Below are 19,797 nucleotides of genomic sequence, written 5' to 3'. Positions count from 1 at the left end.
GTGTTGATGACGACGCTCGAGGAACGTCAGGGAGAGCGCGGAGAAGGTGCGCACGGCGGGCGACCGGCCCTGAGTGACGGCCCTTCCGCATCCGGCTCGCGCATCGTCTCCCTGGCCCAGCCGACGGCCTCGCTGCGCCCGCTCACCGGTTCCAAGGCGGCCCACCTCGCACGAGCGGCTCGCGCGGGGCTGCCGGTGCTGCCCGGATTCGTGCTCCCGTCCGGCTTCGACCCGCGGCCGGGTCCGCGGGCCCGGCACGGCGCCCCTCCCGCTGACGAGGACATCGGCGCCTCCCGCGCCGTGGCCCATGCCTGGGCGGAGCTGTCCCACCACGGCACGCGTCCTCTCGTCGTCCGGTCCTCCTCGCCGCAGGAGGACACCGAGGAGTCGTCCTTGGCGGGCCGGTTCGACTCGGTGCTCGAGGTGCGGGGGTGGGAGGAGTTCCGGGCGGCGGTACGGACCGTACTGGACTCGGCGCGGTTGCCCGACGGCACCGACCCTCCCATGGCGGTGCTCGTCCAGCCGATGCTCAGGGCTCGGGTCGGAGGCGTGCTGTTCGGCGCCGACCCCGTGGCGGGGCGGACCGACCGGATGCTGGTCAGCGCGGTGCGGGGTGGGCCGGACACCCTGGTCAGCGGTGAGCAGCCGGGCACGAACTACTGGCTGAACAGCAGGGGACGACTGCTGCGCACCGAAACACCGGAGCCCCCGCCCCGGACACCCGGCCCGGACCCCGCCGCCACCGCCGCCACCATTACCGCCGCCTTCGCCCCGAGCCCGGCCACCGCCTCCGCGGCTCCCCCCACCCCCACCACCAGATCCGCCCCCCTGCTCACCGCCTCCGAACTGCGGCGGCTCGCGCGGCTCGCGCGGCGGTCCGCGCGGGTCTTCGGGGGGCCGCAGGACATCGAGTTCGGGTTCGACGACGACGGCCGGCTGTGGATGTTCCAGAGCCGCCCGATCACGGCGATGGCGGCACGGCCACCACGTGGGGCCCGGCTGCTCGGCCCGGGGCCGGTGGCGGAGACCCTGCCGGGTCGGCTGGAGCCGCTGGAGGAGGACCTGTGGCTGGCGCCCATGGCCCGGGGGCTGGCCGTGGCGCTGGATCTCGGCGGCAGCGCGTCCCGACGGCTGCTGCGGAGGCTGCCGGTGGTCACGACGGTCGGCGGTCGGGCGGCGGCCGATCTGCGGCTGCTGGGCGCCGTCCCCCCGAGGCACCGCTGGCTCGCGCTGCTGAACCCCGCGGCGGGTGCCCGGCGGCTCGGTGCGGCCTGGCGGGTGGGGCGGCTCGCGTCGACGCTGCCGGGACTGGCGACGGACCTGATGGCGGACGTCGACCGGCGGCTCACCGAGATCCCGGCACCCTCGGAGCTGCGGGCCGCCGCGCTGGTGTCGTCCCTGCGCTGGACGCGCGCCGCCCTGGTGTCGCTGCACGCCCAGGAAGCCCTGTCGGGCGCTCTCCTGCCGGCGCCCCGCGTCACGGCCGCGAGCACCGCCCTCGCCACCCTCACCGAGCCGTGGGCCCACGGACTGCCGGACGACCGGCTGATCGCCGCCGAACCCGTCCTGCTGGCCCTGATGCCCCCCAGCCTGTGGGAGCCCCTGCGGTTGCCGAACGCCGAGGGCGCGCCCCGGTCCCCGGAGGGTTCCCCGTCGGGCACCGACGCCCACGCGATCCCCCCGCATTCCGCCTCCGTGGGCGCCCTGCCGCCGCGCGAAGCCCTCCGACTGCGCATCCGGTGGGTGCAGGAGCTGCAGGTGCGGCTGGTGCGTGAAGCGGCCCACCGGCTGAGCGTGCGGGGTGTGCCGGGTGGGCCGCGGCGCGTGGGCCTGTTGCGCTGGAAGGAGTTCGTCACCGCGCTGGAGGGCGGGCCGTTGCCCCGCGATCTCGGTGAGCGACTGCCGCCGCCGGGCTCCGCTCCGCTCCCGGACGCGTTCCGGCTGGCGGACGGTGGTGTGGTCGTCGCCGAGCACGCCGTCCGGCGGTCCGGAGACGGCGGCGGGGGACCGGGGGCGGGCCGGGGCGTGTCGGCGGGACGAGCCGTCGGCGCCGCCTGGGACGGCGAGGGGACGGGGCCCGAGGACGCGGTGCTCGTGGTCCGCACCCTCGACCCGGCGTTCGCGCCCCTGCTGCCGCGTCTCGCGGCGCTGGTCGCGCAGACGGGCAGCCCGTTGTCCCATCTGGCCGTGCTGGCAAGGGAGTTCGGGGTGCCGACAGTGGTCGGTGCCGCCGACGCCGTGCGCCGCTTCCCGCCGGGCACCCGGCTGACGGTCGACGGGACCTTCGGCGAGGTACGGCCGGAGGAGCCACGATGAAGCGACTGGCCTATCTCTTCGCGGGTGCCGCGGCGGTCGGGGCGGCCGGCTACTTCGTGATCTACCTCTACCGATGGCAGTGGCAGCGGGCCATCCTGTGCGGGGTGGTCCTGCTGATCGTCGGGCTGCTGCTGCTGGGGATCGTGCTGTGGGGGCGGCTGGCGCGGATCGAGGAGCGGATCCGTGAGAGCGACCGCCGGCAGCAGGACGTGCTGGCGCGGCTCCGGCAGACGCAGCCGCGGGAGCAGGGGGACCGGTTCCGCTGGCTGGAGGACCCGGCGAGCCGTACGTATGTGTTTGTACCGGTGCTGATGGTGACCGGCGTGGTGCTGTCCGGGATCGCCTGGCTGGTGCAGCGGATCGCGTCGGCCACGGCCCGCCCGGCCGCCGACCGGCGTCTGGCCGGGCAGCTGTCCGTGCTGACCGCGCCCGATCCGGTTCCGGAGACCGATCTGGAGGAAGAGCCCCCGCTGGGGGCGGGCGGTCCGGGCCGGACGGCGCGGCTGATCACGGTGGGGGTCGTCGGCGCGGCCCTGTTGATCTCGCTCGTCGTGGGGCTCGCGGACCTGACGCAGACCAGGAAGGAGCAGCGGAACGGGTCCGAGGCCACATCGGTGCTGGTCCGGGTCGACGTGCGGGGGGTGCCCATGACCACCGAGCGGCGGTCCATGGCGGCGTCGCAGGCCTGGGAGCGGTGCCGGAACTCGACGTCGGTGCCACTGCGCCGGACCACGCTCGGCGAGCTCGGCGACGGCCTGTTCGCCGGCATCGTCCGGCCCGCCCTCACCGGCCACGACCGTCTGCGGCTGCGCGGCTGCCTGGAGGACAGCGAGGTGGACCGCGCGAGTCTCACGGTGGTGGGCATCGACGACACGGACGAGGGGTGACCCCGGCAGACAGCGGTGCGGCCCCCGCTCCCCGACCCTCACAAGATCAACAATAAGTATATGAATATGGTGAGTTTGCGCACATCAGGACAGATCACCCGATAGTGGCGGGTTACGCTTCGAGCGGGGCCTCTACCGGAGGCCCCTTCCGCGCACCTCCGTCCCCCATCCCCCGGGTCGCCCATGTCTGTCACCCTCGCGCCTTCACCCGTACCCACCGGTCCGCCCTCCCCCGCACCTGTCCGTCCCGGCACCCGCCCCCGCTCGCTGCGACGCCGGATCGTCCACGTCCTCGTGGGCGTCCTGCTCGGCTACTTCGCGCTGTGGGCCGCCGGCACGCTCGGAATCCTGGCGGCGTCGTACGTCGCGCGCGAGTCGACCCCGCCGCCCGCCGGCACCCGGGCCGTGCAGGGCATCCACAACTTCCAGCCCGTCGGCACGGCCGGCAAGCTGTGGCGAGGGGCGGCCCCCTCCCCCACCGGCTACCGGGCACTGTCCGACCTCGGCTTCGCCACGGTGGTCGACCTGAGGGCCGAGGACCTGTCCGCCGCCCAGCTCGCCGAGCCGCGCGAGGCGGGGCTGGACGTCGTACGGCTGCCGATGCGGGACGGGCAGACCCCGAGCCCGGAGCAGGTGCAGCGGTTGCTCGACATCGTGTCCGAGAGCTCCGGTCCGGTGTTCGTGCACTGCGGCGCCGGCGTCGGCCGTACGGGCACGATGGCGGCGGCATACCTCGTGCGGACCGGGCAGGAGGGGTCCGGGGCCGCGGTCTGGCGCAACCTCTCGGTCGGGCCGCCGTCGATCGAGCAGATCTACTACGGGCTGAACCTGGAGGGGGAGCGGGCGACCGAGCAGCCGCCGCTGCCGGTGGTCACCCTGAGCCGCCTCGTGGACGCGCCGCGCCGCATCTGGTCGTACCTGTAGTCGGACTCTCAGGTCCCTGGAGGCATGAGTGGGGGGCGGTCGCCGGTCGACCGCCCCCCCACCCATGTTGCGCACGTCCGGCCCCGGACCTCGCGCGGGTCTCAGGCCTTGCGGGCCACCGCCCCGTACCCGGGTATGACGCCGTCGTCCTGGCCGGGTACCGGCTCGCCCAGCTCGGGGTGCCACAGGTGGGGGACCTCGACGCCGGGCTCCACCAGGTCGAAGCCGTCGAAGAAGCCGGTGAACTCCTCTCGGGAGCGCAGGGCCAGGGTGACGCCGGCGGCCTTGAGCTTCTCCGTGGCCGCCTTCGACTCCTCGGGAGTGAAGTCGGCGGTCGCGTGGGTGACGACCAGGTAGCTGCCGGAGGGCAGCTCGGCCATCAGCCGCCGCACCAGGTCGTGCGCACCGTCCTCGTCGGAGACGAAGTGCAGCAGCGCGATCAGGGAGAGCGCCACGGGCCGGCCGAAGTCCAGCACCTTCCTGGCGCCCTCCAGGACGGCGTCCGGGTCCCGCACGTCGGCCTGGAGGTACTCGGTCCGCCCCTCGGGGGTACCGCGCAGCAGGGCCGCCGCGTGGGCCAGCACGATGGGGTCGTTGTCGCAGTAGACGACACTCGCGTCGGGGGCGACCTCCTGGGCGATCTGGTGGAGGTTCGGCTCGGTGGGGATACCGGTGCCGACGTCGAGGAACTGCCGTACGCCGTTCCGGGCCAGCCACCGCGTGGACCGGTGCATGAAGGCACGGTTGACGCGTGCCATCACCGGCACGCGAGGGTCGAGGTCGAGCATCTGCCTGCCCATCGCCTCGTCCACCGGGTAGTTGTCCTTGCCGCCGAGGTACCAGTCGTACATCCGCGCGGGATGGGGCTTGCTCGTGTCGATCTCGACGGGGGGCCGCCCGCTCATGACGAACTCCATGGGGTTCTGCAGAAGTCAATGATCAATTCAGGGCCAACATAGGGGGATGGGCTGAACAACAGGGAGTGCGCAACAAGTCAGGAGAGCAGGAAGTCGGCCACCCCCGCCTTGGCTCCCTGGATGAAGGCGTTCATCTCGTCGGGCGTGTAGATCAGCGCCGGCCCGTCGGGGTCGGTGGACTGCCGTACGGCGATACGGCCGTCGGCGAGCTTCATCGCCTCCAGGCAGTTGCCGCCGTTGCCGCCGCTCCAGGGCTTGTGCCAGCCTTCGCTGCCCAGCTCCCGGGCGGGCATTCCGTTGTAGACGCGGATGTGCGACTGCGTGTGCGCGCGCGACTGCGGCTTGATGCGATCCATTCGGTGTCTTCAGAGCTCCTTGCGGAGATCCTGGAGGATCTCCTTCGTGCGTTGTGCCGTGGCGGCCTGCGCCGCCATGCGGTCCATGACCTCGAGGTGGGTCGCCACCTCGGAGCGGTCGTCCAGGTAGACGGCGCCGGTCAGGTACTCGCTGTAGACCATGTCCGGGAGTTCGGGCATGGCGAAACGGAACAGGACGAACGGCCCGTACGTGCCGGGGTGGGGTCCTGTGTCGAAGGTGGTGACCTGCACGGTCACGTGGGGCAGCTCCATGACCTCCAGCAACCTGTCGAGCTGGGCGCGCATGACGTCCGGTCCGCCGACGGGGCGGCGCAGGGCCGTCTCGTCCATGACGAACCAGAGCCAGGGGGCGTCCTTACGGGTGAGCAGTTCCTGCCGCTGCATGCGCAGGGCCACATGCCGTTCGATGTCGTCGGGTCTGGTCTGGCCGATGGCGCCCGAGACCATCACCGCGCGCGCGTAGCCCTCGGTCTGCAGCAGGCCGGGAACGAAGTGCGGGTCGTAACTGCGGATGAGGCCGGCCGCGCCCTCCAGGCTGACGTACATGGAGAACCAGTTCGGCAGGATGTCGTGGTACCGCTGCCACCAGCCGGGTTTGTTGGCCTCCTCCGCGAGCCGGACGAAGGTCTCCGCCTCCTCGTCGCCGACGCCGTACGCCTTCAGCAGGAGCTGGAGATAGGGGATCTTGAGGGCGACCTCGGCGGTCTCCATACGGCGGACCGTGGCGGGGGCGACGTGCAGGATGCGCGCGGCCTCCTCCCGCCGGATGCCCGCGCGCTCACGCAGATCCAGCAGACGCCGGCCGAGCACCACCTGGCCGACCGTCGGCGCGGACCGCGGCTCGCTCATCTCGCAACTCCATCCGACCGTGAAAAGCCCGACACGAACCCCGTACACCTGGTCCCCACAGCCCGGCGGCGCCATACGGAAGTCCGCTGCTCACATGCGTTTCCGCATACATACGGACACTGTGCGTACATGTGAACGTTGTGCGAGGGATTCCCAACTGGCGCCGCTACACGTGCTGTTGCGTGCAGTGTGCCATGGCCGTTCAGAGAGTCATAAGCACTCTGCAATTTTCAGAGTGACACTTGCCAAGTGTTCATGGCGCGGCGATAGTGGCAAGCGTGATTCCGCCCCCTGCGCCGTTAGGAACAGACGCCGCCGGTGACCACTTCGGTCCCGGTCCGGCCGCCGGGGCGCGCCCCGAGACCACCGCCGACCGCCGGTTTCGATTCGAGCTGGCCGCGCACCCGGGTGCCGTGGCACAGGCCCGGCGCGTGACGCGTACCCAGCTCACCGGCTGGGCCCTGTGCGAGGACACCTGCGACACGGCTGCCCTGGTCGTGTCCGAGCTGGTGACCAACGCGATCGTGCACACCGCGAGCGCCCAGATCGTCTGCGAGCTGCAGGACGGCGACGACCTGGTGCGGATAGCGGTACGCGACGAGGGCTGCGCTCCGGGCGAGCCGCACCCCTCACCGCAGCGGCCCGAGGAGGAACACGGCCGGGGGCTGCTGCTCATAGAGTCCCTCTGCCGCTCCTGGGGCGCCCAGCCCGTCGGCCTGGGGCTCCTGGTCTGGGCCGACGTGCCCCGTGGCTCCGTCCCGGACGGGGACTCCGCGGCACGGTCCGACCTGGGCTGGGGCGCGAAGAAGCCGCCGAACGACGACCGCGGCGGCGAGACGGACGCCTTCCACCGAGGTGGGGAGCTGGTCGAGGACCGTTCGATGCCCGAACGGGGCAGGACGGGGGCCGAATGGGTGTGAGCGCGTCGATCGGCCCCACTGGTTCCTTCGGTGGGGGCAGAGTGGCCCGCGTGGTGAGCCTCGACACCCTGACCCGCCTGCGCCGCGCCCAGCGGCCCGCCGCGACGCCTCGTCCCATCCCGCTGCCCGAGGGCATGACCACGCCCATGGGTTGCGACGCCGTCGCGGTCCCGGCGGGCATCGGCCCGCTGGTCCTGCCCCGGCTGCCCCGTGTGGGCTGTGTCTACGCCGACCGGGACCACTGGTGGTGGCTCGTGCCGGCCGACTCCGACTACGCGCTGGAGTGGCCGGAGCCGGCTCGCTACACCACCGGGGCGTTGGTCTGCGGAGGTTCGGCCGCGCTCATCCACCGGCCGGAGGGGACGATCGCCTACACCCCGCCGATACCTCTGTACCTGGCGGTGTGCCGGGTGACGGGGACCACGCCGGCCTGGTCCCGGATCATGACGGCGTAGGGTTCGCCGCGGTTCGCCGCGGTTCGTCGCTTCTCCGGTGGGCTGTGTGCGCTGGACGCGCCTTCCGGGCGGGCTGGTGCTGGACGCGCCTTCCGGGCGGGCTGGTGCGGTCTCGTCGGCCGGTGCGCGCTGCCATGCGGCTGATCGCGTGGTTCCCCGCGCCCCTTGAAGGGCTTCGGTCCTCCTCGGGGGCCGGAGGCGTCTCCTCGAGGGCCGCGGCTCCTGGATGTCTTGCAGCGCACTCCTTTCCGCCCCCGAGCGCCCTGTGTGCTCCAGGTGGGCGAGGGGTCGCGCCCGTTGCGCCCTGGTCGCGGGCGGAGTGGGGGGCCATAGTGGCCGTCGGCGACGACTCGGGGGAGGGCGCGGGTGCGGAAGGCGCGGGACAGGGCGAAGCCGGAGACGTCGGAGTCGGAGCAGCTGCTGTTCGGCGGGCCGCTGCGGTACGACATGGGCTGGTCGCAGCACGCGGACGCGTTCCTGGAGCTGAACTTCCGTGGGATGGTGCGCCGGCTGCCGTCGCTGCTGGCATCCAGCTTCCGGCTGGCCTGGCGGGCCGACCGGCGGGCGGCGCGTACCGTGCTGGCCGCCGAGACGGGCCGCGGCCTCGCCCAGGCGGTGAGCCTGCTCGCGGTGAACACCGTCCTGGCCCGGCTGATGACGGACGGCACGGTCGAGGAGCGGTTACGGGGAGCCGCTCCCGCCCTGATCACCATCGCCGCCGTGACCCTGGTGGCCACCCTGCTGCGAGCCGCCTCGACCTACGCCACGGGCCGCCTGGAGCCCAAGGTGGAGCGGGTCGCGACCGAGCTGTACCTGGAGCGGGCGGCGGCCGTGGAGCTGTCCGCGATCGAGGACGACGGCTTCCACAAGCTGCTCGACACCGCCAAGTACGGCGCCCAGTCGGCCCGCCGCATGATCAGTTACTCCGCGCGCGTGGTGAACGCGCTGATCTCGCTGATCGCCGCGGCGGGTGTGCTGACGGTGCTGCATCCGGCCCTGCTGCCGCTGCTCGTCACGATGACGCTGCCGAGCGCGTGGAGTGCCCTGACGATCGCCCGCCGCCGCTACGAGTCGTTCCACGCCTGGGTGCAGCACGCGCGCGCCGGCTACCTGATCGGCTCGCTGCTGATCGAGCCGGAGGCCGCGCCCGAGATCAGGGTGCACGGAGTGGGCCCGTTCCTGTTGCGCCACTTCCGCTCCATGTCGGAGACGGCGGAGGCCGAGCAGGCCCGTCTGGCCCGGCTGGCGGCCCGTACGGGGCTCTACGCGGCCGTCTGGACCGGGCTCGCCACCGTGGCCACGTACGCGACGCTTGGCGGTCTGCTGCTGGGCGGGGCCATGGCGCTGTCCGTGGCCGGTACGGCGGTCATCGCGATCCGCACGGGCTCCGCCAGCCTCGACACGCTTGTCCTGGAGGTGAACTCCCTGCACGAGGAGGCCCTCTTCGTCGGCGACATGGAACGCCTGTACGTCGAGGCCGCCAAGCGCGCCATCCCGGTGGGGGGCGACCCGCTGCCCGAGGACCCGCACGAGATCCGCGTGGAGAACGTGACCTTCACCTACCCGGGGAAAGGCACCCGGCCCGCCCTGGACGATGTGACACTGACCGTGCCGCTGGGCAAGATCGTGGCGCTCGTCGGCGAGAACGGCTCGGGCAAGACGACGCTGGTCAAGCTACTGGCCGGGCTGTACACCCCCGACCGGGGCAAGATCATGTGGGACGGTGTGGATGCGGCGGCGGCCGACCGGCACCAGCTCGCCGAGCGCATCGCGATGGTCGCGCAGGACTTCAAGCGGTGGCCGTTCACCGCCCGCGTCAACATGGCGATCGGCCGCCCCTCCGCGCCGCTCGCAGAGGAGCGGATCGCCTCGTCGGTCGCCGAAGCCGGGGCGCAGGACGTGGTGGACGACCTGCCGCGCGGCCTGGACACGCTGCTGGCGCGAGGATTCAGCGGCGGCCACGAGCTGTCCGGAGGCCAGTGGCAGCGCCTCGGGATCGCGCGGGCCGCGTACCGGCGCGGGCGCATCCTGATCGTGGACGAGCCGACCGCCGCCCTGGACGCGCGGGCCGAGCTGGAGGTCTTCGAGAAGATCCGCGCCCTGGCCGGAACCGGGCAGACCGTCGTGCTCATCACGCACCGGCTGGCGTCGGTCCGCCACGCCGACCTGGTGCACGTCCTCGACCAGGGCCGTCTCGTGGAGTCCGGCACCCCGCAGGAGCTGCTGGCCAGGGGTGGGGTGTACGCGGAGCTGTACTCGCTCCAGGCGGAGCAGTTCGCGGTCGAGGTCCCGGCGGCGCAGGTGCCCACTCCGAAGGCGGGGTAGATCAGGCGGGAGCGGCCGCGGCGGTGTCGGCGCGCACGATGACCAGGAACATGTCCGTGGCTATGTCCATCACGACTTCCGCCTGCTGCCCCTCCTGGCGGGCGGCATGCGCCAACTCCTCCGCCGGCCACGAGCCGCGCGGCCCGCCGGCGGGAAAGCGCCCCAGCACCGTTCGCCCGTTCACCTTGCACCTCCGTGTAGCGCTGTCCTCATAGAGTTAAACGCCAACCATGGCCTGAACGACTCTTCCAGTGACGCTACTGAGACGTAGTTGACACGGAGTCAATGCCGGAGCGAGAGATACCTCGCAAAAACCACACGTTCCGGTGACTTTCCGTATCGCCCTCTTGCACAGGTCGTGACAGCGGCCCCTCTCGCCGTGCGTGGACGGTGGTTCACTCATGGTCAACGCCGTACGTCGGGTACCGGAGAGGGCCCACCTCATGCGGCCTTGGCGGGGAGGATTCGTGCGGACGCCGAGGCGGGCGGCTCGGCACGGTTCTCACGCGGGCGGTTGGTCATAGTCCTGGATGCGCCTGCCGTGGCCGCGGTCGGTGAGGGCGGCCAGCCGGTCCTCCAGCTCGCGCACGGTCGCCGCCACGTCCACGGTGAGCAGCTCGCGGTCACGCATCAGGACCCGGCCGTCGACGATCGTGGTGCGGACGTCGGCGGAGCGGGCGCTGTGCACCAGGGTGGCGGCGAGGTCGTGCACGGGCTGGGTGTGAGGGCCGGTGAGGTCGACGAGGACGATGTCGGCGCGTCGGCCGGGCGCCAGACTGCCGGTCCGCTCCCCCGACCCGACGGCCCGCGCGCTCTGCAGAGTGGCGTGGTGCAGCGCCTGTCGGGCGGTCAGCCAGCGAGGATCGCCCTCGGTCGACTTCTGTACGAGTGCGGTGAGTGCCATGGACTCCCACACGTCGAGGGAGTTGTTGGAGGCGGCCCCGTCCGTGGCGAGTCCGACAGGGATGCCGATGCGCCGCAGCTCCCGCACCGGGGTGGTGGGCCAGGCGAACCTGAGATAGCCGCGGGGCGCGGTCGCGACGGCCACCGGTCCGGTCGCGCGCTCCAGCACCGGCAGGTCGCGCGCGACGATGCCGGTGCCGTGGGCGATCAGCACGCCGGCGTCGACGCCGAGGAGCCCGGTCCGTTCCAGGACCTCGATGGGGGTGACGCCATGCCGGGCAAGGCTGTTGTCGGTCTGGTCGCGGCTCTCCGAGGCGTGCAGATGTACCGGGAGGTGGTGTGTGCGGGCCAGTTCGGCGGTGGCGGCGAGGTCGGCGTCGTCGACGGTGTAGGGGGCGTGCGGGGCGAGCGCGGTGGTGATACGACCACCGGCCGCGCCCCGGTGGCGTAGCGCGAACTCCAGTGAGCGTTCCCGCCCTTCGGCTCCGAGCGAGGAGAAGAAGGCTTCCCCCAGATGGGCCCGCAGGCCGGTCTCGGCGACGACGCCGGCGACCGTGTCCATCGAGAAGTAGTGGTCGGCGAAGCAGGTCACGCCGCCCCGGATCATCTCCGCGCAGGCCAGCCGCGCCCCCAACTCCACGTGTTTCGCCGTCAGATTGGACTCGACGGGCCAGATGACGTCGTTGAACCACTCCTCGGCCGGCATGTCCTCGGCGATACCGCGCAGCGCGACCATCGGCGAGTGCGTATGGCAGTTGATCAGCCCCGGCATGGCGACCTGGCCCCGGGCGTCGATGCGTTCGACCGTGGCGACGACGGCCGTCTCCGACTGCGGCCCGATGCTCTCGATCGCCCCGTCGCGTACGACGATCGCGGCGTCCTCGACGAAGGCGATGCCCTCGTGCTCGTCGTGGACGAGGGCGGTGCAGCCGGTGATGACGAGATCGGCGGGCGCCGGGGACGGTGACGGAGAAGGAGAGGGTGACGGGGGCGGAGGCGGCGTCATGCGGTCACCGTACGACGGGGGCGCCCGGAAGGGGCGGGGACCGGGCAGCGGGCGGCACGCGTTGGACGCCGCGGGCACGCGTTGACGCCGCCGACGCGGCGTTTCGAACGATGAGCCCGGGCTCAGACCGTGAGCCCCGGCCGCGGCGTTCCCGACGACGCACCCGGCGCTTCCCGTGCGTCAGGCGTATTAGGTGCATCAGGTGCATCAGGTGCATCCGAGAGGCTGATACCGGTGTGCCGCTGACGGCGGGCGAGTTCGTCGAGGAGGGCGGTGAGCTGCTCGCTGTGGTGGCGGCCGAGCCGTCCCGTGTCGTCGAGGTGGACGGCGCAGGCGGTAGTGGTGTCGACGAGTTGTTCGAGGACGGCGGCGATCTCGTCGGCGCCCTCGCTGTGCCGGGCGAGGGCGGGGTGTTCGGCCCCGGCGACGGCGATCGCGGTGCGCGCCCCGGCGAGGGTGCGGTAGGCCTCGCGGCGCAGGGTCCAGCGGGCGGCGCGGTCGTCGGACTCCAGCACATGGGCGAGGTAGGTGTGGGCGGCCGCCGCTGCTTCGTCGAGACGGGCGCGTACGCCTCCGCCGCGTTGTCCCTTCGGCATCGGCAGATGACCGACGATCAGGACGATGGCGCAGGCCAGCAGGGTCTCGCCGATCCGGCTCCAGGAGGCCTGCGGCTCACCGCCGACCATGACGAGGGCGAGGACGAGCACGGTGACGACGGCGGTCTGGGCGGCGAAGTGCCGGGTGGCGACGGGGATCAGCGCGCCGCTGACCGCGACCAGCGCGACGAGGCCCTCGGGCCGGGGCAGCACGGCGGCGAACCCGGCGAAGAGCACGGCGCCCAGCACGGTCCCCGCGGCCCGGCACAGCACACGGGAGACCAGCGGCCCGAGGTCGGGCTTGACCAGGAAGACGGCGGTCGCGGGCAGCCAGTACCAGTGCTCGTGGTGCAGCGCCTGCGCCACGGCAGCGCTCGCCCCGAAGGACAGGGCGACGCGGAGACCGTACTCGCGGCCGCCGGCCCCGAGTGCGAGCCGCAGGAGCGATCCGACGGTACGCGGCCGGGCGTGGAGGGTCCGCGCGTCGCCCCGGTCGAAGGCCTCGGCGGCGTGCAGGAGCGCGTCGTCGAGGGCACGCAGCGCGGGCGCGGAGCGGGAGGGCGCGGGCAGTGGCCCGGTGGCGGTGTTGCCGCGTACGGCCTCGGCGAGCCGCCGGGGCCCCACCGAGGCTCGGCCCACCACATCGTCCCCGGTCCAGGCGAGCGCCGTGGCGGCCTCGGCGAGTGGCAGGGCGGCCGCGTACTGGGCGTGCAGCCGGCGCTCGGTCGACGAGCCGGTGTACCGCCGCAACCGGGGCCCGGCGAGCGCGTCCTGGGCGTGGTCGAGAGCGGCGGTGAGCGCGGCCCGGCGGGCGGTCGCGTCCGGTGTACCGACGGCGTCGAGGAGCGCGGCGATCGCGTCGTACACGGCGGCGACGGCGTCCCGCTCCCCGTCGAACCGGTAGTCACCACCGGTCAGCGCGCTGGGAGTGGGCAGGACGAGGCGCAGGGCGAGCAGCCATCCGGCCCCGGCGACATAGGCGAGCGCCCGCTCCCACCCCGTCTCCGGCAAGGGCATCCCGGCGCCGATGGCGGCGGCGACGAGCAGTTGCGTACCGGCCCCTGAGGCGACGGGGCCGACGGCGCTCATGCCGCCGGCGAGCAGCCCGAGCGAGGTGAGCAGCAGGGTGAGGGCCACGGCACCGGCGTACCGTCCGGCGTCGCCCGGTGCGTACTGCCCCGCGTACGCCGACGCGTACTGCCCGGCGTACGTGCCGACGAGCAGCCCCACGGCACCGGCGAGCGCGGGCACGCCGAGCCGCTGCACCGAGACCCGGCGGCTGCCCGGCCGGTCGTTGATTCCGGCGAGCATCGCGCCGAGCGCGGCGACGACCCCGACGGAGGGTCGCCCGGCGATCAGGGCGACGGTGAGCAGCGGTCCTCCGGCCAGCGCACCGCGCACCACCGCGTTCCAGGGCACCGGCCCCCTTTGCGCACGCAGAGCATGAGCGAGCCATGGCGGCAGAGCGGTGCGGGATACGGGGCGGGACACGGGGCTCCTGTCGTCGGGGGAGGCGGAGGTGTGCCTTCGGGCGACGGTGGCCGGGGCGCGGGTGGGGCGTGGTGCCGGTGGAGGCGATCTGCGGGGTGGTGCCGATCGGCCGTGGCATCCACGGTAGATCCCGGATCCGGAGGTTGTGGAACGCTCGTATTACCGCGATGTGACGATACTTGGAAAGGCCATGTTCTTTATGAACGCAATGGGCGTGCGCATTCATGTGGCGCGTGACGGAAAGGAAGCGGGCCCGGGGGCGTAGCCGGCCCCCGGGCCCTGAGATGCCGCCCGTTCGGCACGCCGCGACGGTTGAGAACCCAGGTCAGTCGTCATGTCGTCGCGTCCTGCCTTTGGACCACCGCACATCGAGCTGTGCGGGCCGGACTTGAACCGGCATTTCGACGTCCCGGGGCCTGGGTCCGGTCGTTGCGACGATCGGCGGCGCATACTGAGTCTGGAGCAATAGTCTGAGATTGATCACGGTCCGCCCCTGAAATTCTCGGCGGGTACGGACCGCTCCGTCACGACAAGCCTCAGCTTCAGCTTGCGCTCCTCGCGCACCCCGCCCGAGACATCGGACGGGGAGTCTGTGAGGCTACCCGAACAGGTAGCCGAACACCGCGTCACCGACCCGCTGGTCGACGACGTCCACGCCGTTCGCTTCTTCCCGGGCGAACTTCACGGCCTGCTGCAACTTCTCGACACGGTCGAGGATCTCCCTCACCCGGCGGGCGGGCAGAGCACCGGAGAACTTCACGGTGGTCCAGTACCCGACGGGTATGTCCTCGTAGTAGACCTCGACCTGCGCGGGGTGCTTGTCGGTCGCCTCGGCCTTCACATGGTTGCGGGGCACCTTCTTCGTCCGTACCGTCCGCACGGGCTCGGTCTTCCACGCGTCGGTGGACGGGTCCTGCACCCACGCCTCGGAGGCGTCGAGCACGGGCAGCCTCCGCACGAGCGCGTTGATCTCGCCGAGCTGCTTCTCCAGGAAGAGCAGATAGGCCACCGGCACCTCGGCGACGAGCACCCGACCGTCGACCGTCACATCCGCCCGCGCCGTGCAGTTGGCCCAGTCCTTCGTGGCGGTCACATCGAACAGCCGCGTGAGAACCGCCGCGGTCTCCCGCAACACGTCCTCCGCGCGCACCTGCACCCGGGTCGACTCGGGCGGCAACTGCTCGCCCTCCTCGTCCTTCGGCTGATACGTACGCGCGATTCCGGCCAGCAGGGCAGGTTTCTGCAGCCCGTGATGAGCCGCCGTCAGGTCCTGCTGCGACTTGGCCTTGACGCCCTTCTCGACTGCGATGATCTGGTTGAGTTTCGCCACGCCTGGAAGGTAGCAGCCCGGTGCGAGCCTCTTCGACGGGTTATTCCACGGCGACGGAGGTCGCCCGCCCATGACCGGAACCCGTCCCGGAACGCGAGGCCGCTCGCACAGTCATGCCTCCCAGAGGTTGCGGTGCCGGTGGCGGGTCGGGGGATGGTCGAGGTGCTCGGCCGCGGCGACGAGCCCGCCGGGAGGGACGGCGCGAAGGTGCTTGCGGGCCGTGGTACGGAAGGTGCGCAGGGCAGCCCGGGCCGCGGACTCGTAAGGGTTCCAGAAGCATTCGTTCATGGCACGGGCGTGGCGATGGGCGGTGAAGGTACGGACGACCCGGGTGGGTCGGGGACGACGGCCCTCCCGGCACGCACGGTCCGACTCGGCCCGGCTGTAGCGAAGCACGGTGAGGGCGTGCGCGGTCCAGGGAGCCGGCAGCCCCGCCCCCCAGTACGCCGGGATCTTCCGGTGCCGGCTGGGGACATGGTGCACGGTGCGTGACATGACTGACCTCCAGGGGCTCACCGGAATCTCCGGCCCGGCCCGCTGGAGGTCAGCCGCCGAGAAGCGCCCAAGGGTCTTCGCGCGCGGGCGCCCGAGGATGGACGGAGCATGGGGCCCGGGCGGCGCCATGTCGAGCGATTATCCACTCGACGTACGTCGAGCGGCGCTGACGTGCGCTGACGCGTGCCCGGAGCTACGGCCGAGGTGGCGCGGTCGCGCCAGAGGGGCTCCCGCAGCCGCAGACGCCCGCGGCCGTCGACGGCCCGTACGGCGATGTCGTCAGCCCGTACGGCATGTCGTCAGTCCGTACGGGGATGTCGTCAGTCCGTACGGCGAGGAGGCGCACACGGCCCGGAACGGCGTGGCGACCGGGAGGAATTTCGGATGCGGTCGCGACCCGCACCGCGCATCATCGACAGGTTGCCCCCAGGTCTCTCCTCCTCTCGCACACCGGAGCCTTTCATGATCGAACGCGTCACCGTCCCCGGTCTCTTCCCGCCGCCTGTCTACTCGCATGCCTCGGTCGTCGAAGCCGGGACGAAGGTCGCGTTCCTCGCCGGCTCCGTTCCGCTGGACGCCGACGGGAAGCTGGTGGGCGCGGGGGATCCGGTGCGGCAGGCACGGCAGGTGCTGGCGAATCTGGGGGAGCAACTGCGTTCAGTAGGCAGCGACTTCGCCCACGTCATAGCGACCGATGTCTATGTGGTGAGCGCCGAACCCCAGGTCCTCTCCTCGGTCTGGGACGTCGTCGAGGCCTCCGGCCTCAGCACCGGCCCCCACTCCTCGACCCTCCTCGGCGTGGCCTGCCTCGGCTACACCGGTCAGCTGGTGGAGATCACGGCGACCGCGGTGGTACCGGAGCGGTAAACAGACGGAGCCGTAAACAGACGGCCCTCTTCGCCGGTCTCACCTCGTCCCGCCGCCGTGCCTCCCCCAGACCCGCCGCTTCCCCCGGGGCTTCGCGTATCCCCCCGCCCGGCTGGTCTCCAGCCCCAACCCGACCAGGGCCTCCACCAGCTTCACGGCCGCCCCCACACCGTCCACGACGGGAACACCCACCTTCTCCCCCACCACCCGCTGCAACCCGGTCATCCCGGCGCACCCCAGCACGAGCACTTCCGCGCCTGCGTCCCGAACCCGCTGCGCCGCGCCGACGAAGGCCCGCACCGTGCGGTCGGAGTCGTCCAGGTCGAGGACGCCCAGCCCGGTGCCCACCACCCCCGCGCAGTTCCGCCCCACCCCGGCCGTCTCCAGGCTGTCCTCGATCTGCCCGCACGACCGTTCGAGCGTGGTGACCACCCCGTACCGCCGCCCGAGCAGACACGCGAGGTGCGCGGCGGCCTCGGTGATGTCGACGACGGGCACGTCCAGCAGTTCCCGCGCCCCTTCACGCCCGTGTTCACCGAACCCGGCCATGACCACGGCGTCGTAGGGCTCGTCGTACGTCCGCAGGGTGTCGAGCACGGCCGCGGCCGACAGGTAGCTGTCGAGCCAGCCCTCCGCGGACTCGGGCCCCCACACCGGGGTCAGCCCGGTCACGGTGGTGCCCGGGCCTGCCGCGGCCCGGGCACCTCGCACGATCTCCTCGGTCATCTCCTGCGTGGTGTTGCAGTTGGTGACGACGATCCGCACGTTTCTCAGACCTCCACGGTGACGGTCGTCCCGGTCTCGGCGGTCTCCTGCGCGGCGCGCTCGTCACGGCACAGCAGCGCGTACAGCCCGGCGGCCAGCGCCGTTCCGATGAACCACGAGTACGGTGCGACCGCGCCGAAGTCCTTCACCAGCGCGAGGACGGCGGAGACGGCGGCTGCGGGAAGAAACGCCCAGAGCGCCTTGGGATTGACGCCCTTGCGGTAGTAGTACCGCGACCCGGGCTCCGCGTTGAACAGCTCGTCGACGTCGATGCGGCCCCGCTTGACCCAGAAGTAGTCGAGCATGATCACACCGAACAGCGGGCCGAGGAACGCGCCGAGGCCGCCGAGGAAGTAGTTGACGACGGTCGGGTTGGAGAAGAGGTTCCACGGGGTCACGACCAGCGCGGCGACCGTGCTGATCATGCCGCCGACCTTGAAGCTGATCTTCTGCGGCCAGACGTTGGCGAGGTCGTACGCCGGGGAGACGAAGTTCGCGACGATGTTGACGCCCATGGTGGCGATGGCGAAGGTCAGGGCGCCCAGCACCAGGATCCAGGTGTTGCCGATCTCGGCGACGAGGTACGCGGGGTCGGTGATCGCCTTGCCGAACACCTCGATGGAGCCGGCGGTGACGATGACCGACACCACCACGAAGGCGGTGGAGTTGATCGGCAGTCCCCAGAAGTTGCCCCGCTTGACGGTCCGGTAGTCGGGTGCGAAGCGTGAGAAGTCGCAGAAGTTGAGCATCAGGGTGCCGTAGGTGGCGAGTACCAGTCCGATCGCGCCGAACCACTGCCGCCACTGCTCGCCTACGGAGACGGGGTGCGGGGTCGAGGTGAGGGAGATGGTCCAGCCGGCCTTGGCGAGGATCCACACCGCGAGCGCGATCATGACCAGCCAGATCGCAGGGCCGCAGAAGTCCTGGAACTTCCGCACCGACTCCATGCCCTGGCTGATGATCAACGCCTGGACGAGCCAGAGGGCGACGAAGGTGATCCAGCCGAGCTGGTGCAGACCGAGGAAGGAGCCATGGGTCCAGGACTCCAGGCCCGGCCAGGCGGCCAGCAGCATGATGTTGACGGCGACGGACGCGAGATAGGTCTGGATGCCGTACCACATGATGGCGATCACGGCCCGGATGACGGCCGGGATGTTGGCACCCCAGACACCGAAGCTGATGCGGCTGACGACGGGGAACGGCACACCGTGGCGCTGCCCGATCCTCCCCATCCGGTTCATCCCGATGTAGATGATCACGAAGCCGACGAGCAGCGCCGTGAAGACCTGCCAGACGTTCATGCCGAGGACGAGCAGTCCGGCGGCGAAGGTGTAGTTGCCGAGGTTGTGGACGTCCGACATCCACAGGGCGAAGAGGTCGAAGACCTTCCAGGTGCGCTTGTCCGTGGGCGCGAGGTCTTCGTTGGTGAGACGGGGATCGGGGACGAACGCGGTGGTGCCGGTGGCTTCGGCGGGATCGGCGAGGGACACGGGACCTCCAGGAGCGAGAGGAGGATGCGGGGAGGGAGGAGAGAACGGGCCATCCTGCGAGGGGTTTGGTATACCAAACTCCCGCCATACTCCCCCCGTCAACCGTTCGGACCGATGTCACTGTTGTTAACGACACGTAAAACACCTCCGGCGTCGGCGAGGATGGCTTCATGAGCTCCCTGGCTCCTGAAGGAGCGAAGATCGAACCCCTCGGCCCACTCGGCGCAATCCGTGAGCGCGTCCTGGGGACCTTGCGCCAGGACATCATCGCGGGCCGGCTGCGTCCGGGTGACCGGCTCGTCGAGCGCGAGCTGGCCGAGCGTTTCGGGGTCTCACGGGTCCCGGTCCGCGAGGCGATCCGCGCGCTGGTCGCCGAGGGCTTCGTCCTCTTCGAGACCCCGCGCCGCACGGTGGTCCGCCGTCTCACCAGAGCGGATGTCGCGGAGCTCTTCGAACTGCGCGAGGCGCTGGAGGTGTACGCCGCCGGACTCGCCGCCACCCGCGCCACGCCACAGAGCCTGGCGGAGCTGTCGGCCCTGCTCGACCGGGCGGCGGCCGCCACCCACGCCGGTGACGCCGAGGCGATCACCGACATCAACACCCGCTTCCACGACCGTGTCCTCGCCATGGCCGGCAACAGCCTGCTCATCTCCGTCATGGAGCCGGTCGACGGCCGCCTGCGCTGGCTCACCCGCCAGAACACGGAGTGGCCGCAACTCCTCACCGAACACCGCGAGTTGTACGAGGCGATCGCCTCCGGCGACCCGGACCGCGCCCGAACTCACGCCCTGACCCATGTGCAGACCAACTACCGCTCCACCGTGCGGCATCTCTTCGGCGAGGGCGAGGGCGAAAACTAGGGTCTGGCGGCCACCTCCTGCCCG

The 19,797-nt window shown here is 71.8% G+C and carries 18 protein-coding genes; 8 read left to right on the top strand and 10 right to left on the bottom strand.

Going from position 1 to position 19,797, the window contains the following annotated elements:
* Positions 1-6 precede the first annotated feature (6 nt).
* The 3 genes from ACZ43N_RS09075 (at position 7) to ACZ43N_RS09065 (ending at position 4,127) form a co-directional block, all read left to right on the top strand.
* The gene (locus ACZ43N_RS09075) at positions 7-2,316 is read left to right on the top strand and encodes a PEP/pyruvate-binding domain-containing protein (protein ID WP_468096111.1); all 2,310 of its coding nucleotides are present in this window, start codon (positions 7-9) and stop codon (positions 2,314-2,316) included.
* On the top strand, positions 2,313-3,203 hold the full coding sequence (locus ACZ43N_RS09070; RefSeq protein ID WP_468096110.1) for a hypothetical protein: 891 nt from the start codon (positions 2,313-2,315) through the stop codon (positions 3,201-3,203). Before ACZ43N_RS09075 ends, ACZ43N_RS09070 begins: the two co-directional genes overlap by 4 nt.
* Before the next feature lie 183 nt (positions 3,204-3,386).
* Positions 3,387-4,127, top strand: a complete 741-nt coding sequence (locus ACZ43N_RS09065; protein ID WP_468096108.1) for a protein-tyrosine phosphatase family protein — start codon at positions 3,387-3,389, stop codon at positions 4,125-4,127.
* 101 nt (positions 4,128-4,228) lie between these two features.
* On the opposite strand, the gene ACZ43N_RS09060 is transcribed toward ACZ43N_RS09065, so the two are convergent.
* From ACZ43N_RS09060 to ACZ43N_RS09050, 3 genes are all read right to left on the bottom strand, one after another.
* On the bottom strand, positions 4,229-5,044 hold the full coding sequence (locus ACZ43N_RS09060) for an SAM-dependent methyltransferase (RefSeq protein ID WP_468096107.1): 816 nt from the start codon (positions 5,042-5,044) through the stop codon (positions 4,229-4,231).
* A gap of 77 nt (positions 5,045-5,121) precedes the next feature.
* The gene (locus tag ACZ43N_RS09055; protein ID WP_468096105.1) at positions 5,122-5,400 is read right to left on the bottom strand and encodes a DUF397 domain-containing protein; all 279 of its coding nucleotides are present in this window, start codon (positions 5,398-5,400) and stop codon (positions 5,122-5,124) included.
* A 9-nt stretch (positions 5,401-5,409) separates the two neighbouring features.
* On the bottom strand, positions 5,410-6,270 hold the full coding sequence (locus tag ACZ43N_RS09050; RefSeq protein ID WP_468096104.1) for a helix-turn-helix domain-containing protein: 861 nt from the start codon (positions 6,268-6,270) through the stop codon (positions 5,410-5,412).
* Between the two features lie 242 nt (positions 6,271-6,512).
* Between ACZ43N_RS09050 and ACZ43N_RS09045 the strand changes: the two genes are divergently transcribed.
* From ACZ43N_RS09045 to ACZ43N_RS09035, 3 genes are all read left to right on the top strand, one after another.
* Positions 6,513-7,190, top strand: coding sequence for an ATP-binding protein (locus ACZ43N_RS09045; RefSeq protein WP_468096103.1), 678 nt, complete (start codon positions 6,513-6,515; stop codon positions 7,188-7,190).
* Positions 7,181-7,645, top strand: a complete 465-nt coding sequence (locus ACZ43N_RS09040; RefSeq protein WP_468096102.1) for a hypothetical protein — start codon at positions 7,181-7,183, stop codon at positions 7,643-7,645. The genes ACZ43N_RS09045 and ACZ43N_RS09040 overlap by 10 nt, the downstream gene beginning before the upstream one ends.
* Positions 7,646-8,011: 366 nt before the next feature.
* A complete protein-coding gene (locus ACZ43N_RS09035; protein WP_468096101.1) occupies positions 8,012-9,970 on the top strand; it encodes an ABC transporter ATP-binding protein in 1,959 nt (652 codons plus the stop codon).
* 1 nt (position 9,971) lies between these two features.
* Here the strand turns inward: ACZ43N_RS09035 and ACZ43N_RS09030 are convergent, their stop codons facing one another.
* From ACZ43N_RS09030 to ACZ43N_RS09010, 5 genes are all read right to left on the bottom strand, one after another.
* On the bottom strand, positions 9,972-10,154 hold the full coding sequence (locus ACZ43N_RS09030) for a hypothetical protein (protein WP_468096099.1): 183 nt from the start codon (positions 10,152-10,154) through the stop codon (positions 9,972-9,974).
* Between the two features lie 318 nt (positions 10,155-10,472).
* A complete protein-coding gene (locus ACZ43N_RS09025; protein ID WP_468096097.1) occupies positions 10,473-11,879 on the bottom strand; it encodes an amidohydrolase in 1,407 nt (468 codons plus the stop codon).
* 122 nt (positions 11,880-12,001) lie between these two features.
* Positions 12,002-13,966, bottom strand: a complete 1,965-nt coding sequence (locus ACZ43N_RS09020) for an FUSC family protein (protein ID WP_468096095.1) — start codon at positions 13,964-13,966, stop codon at positions 12,002-12,004.
* Between the two features lie 598 nt (positions 13,967-14,564).
* Positions 14,565-15,296, bottom strand: coding sequence for a DUF7873 family protein (locus ACZ43N_RS09015; protein ID WP_468096093.1), 732 nt, complete (start codon positions 15,294-15,296; stop codon positions 14,565-14,567).
* Positions 15,297-15,407: 111 nt separating this feature from the next.
* A complete protein-coding gene (locus ACZ43N_RS09010) occupies positions 15,408-15,791 on the bottom strand; it encodes a hypothetical protein (protein WP_468096092.1) in 384 nt (127 codons plus the stop codon).
* A gap of 462 nt (positions 15,792-16,253) precedes the next feature.
* Between ACZ43N_RS09010 and ACZ43N_RS09005 the strand changes: the two genes are divergently transcribed.
* Positions 16,254-16,658, top strand: a complete 405-nt coding sequence (locus ACZ43N_RS09005; protein WP_468096090.1) for a RidA family protein — start codon at positions 16,254-16,256, stop codon at positions 16,656-16,658.
* A gap of 39 nt (positions 16,659-16,697) precedes the next feature.
* On the opposite strand, the gene ACZ43N_RS09000 is transcribed toward ACZ43N_RS09005, so the two are convergent.
* Positions 16,698-17,423, bottom strand: coding sequence for an aspartate/glutamate racemase family protein (locus ACZ43N_RS09000; RefSeq protein ID WP_468096088.1), 726 nt, complete (start codon positions 17,421-17,423; stop codon positions 16,698-16,700).
* A 5-nt stretch (positions 17,424-17,428) separates the two neighbouring features.
* Positions 17,429-18,913: an NCS1 family nucleobase:cation symporter-1 gene (locus ACZ43N_RS08995; RefSeq protein WP_468096087.1), complete on the bottom strand. Its 1,485-nt coding sequence runs from the start codon at positions 18,911-18,913 to the stop codon at positions 17,429-17,431.
* Positions 18,914-19,083: 170 nt separating this feature from the next.
* Between ACZ43N_RS08995 and ACZ43N_RS08990 the strand changes: the two genes are divergently transcribed.
* Positions 19,084-19,773: a GntR family transcriptional regulator gene (locus ACZ43N_RS08990; RefSeq protein ID WP_468096085.1), complete on the top strand. Its 690-nt coding sequence runs from the start codon at positions 19,084-19,086 to the stop codon at positions 19,771-19,773.
* The last annotated feature ends 24 nt before the right edge of the window (positions 19,774-19,797 follow it).

The organism is Streptomyces sp. NPDC030814, assembly GCF_055572155.1.
The sequence above is the reverse complement of the archived record's forward strand: the minus strand, read 5'-3'. Positions and strand labels throughout refer to the sequence as shown.